Raw genomic sequence first — 437 nt, forward strand, 5'->3', positions numbered from 1 at the left:
GTGGTGATGAGTTCGGCCTACAACGGGCGGATCGCCGCGGCGCAGGCCGAGAAGCAGCGCCTGGCAATGGTCTGGAGCGGCGGCGTCTACGATTTCGACTTCTGGGCGCTGCCGGTCGGGGTTTGGAAGAAGCAGTTGGCCGAGGAGTTCATCCGTTTCGCCAGCCAGCCGGAGCAGCAGAAGGCTTTCGCCGAGAACATCGCCTACGGCCCGGCCAACCGCAAGGCGGTAGGCCTGCTCGATCCGCAAGTGGCTGCCAACCTGCCGACCGCGCCGCAGAACATGCAGAACGCGGTGGGTATGAACGTGGCCTTCTGGGCGGAGCACGGCGAGGCCCTGGAGCAGCGTTTCCAGAACTGGGCCAAGCGCTGAGGAGGCCGTTGCGCGCCAGCCGGAGAGCGCTGGCGCGCAAACCTTTGCTCTTCTCGAAAGCTCCT

General features: G+C 65.9%; 1 protein-coding gene. It reads left to right on the forward strand.

Annotated elements, in window-relative coordinates:
- Window positions 1-372: extracellular solute-binding protein (locus ACLJNW_RS23250; RefSeq protein WP_410961093.1), on the forward strand; the 372-nt coding region annotated here is incomplete at its 5' end.
- Between the last annotated feature and the right edge of the window lie 65 nt (window positions 373-437).

This window comes from Salmonella sp. SAL4457 (genome assembly GCF_046548235.1).
GTDB classification, from domain to species: Bacteria; Pseudomonadota; Gammaproteobacteria; order Enterobacterales; family Enterobacteriaceae; genus Salmonella; species Salmonella enterica.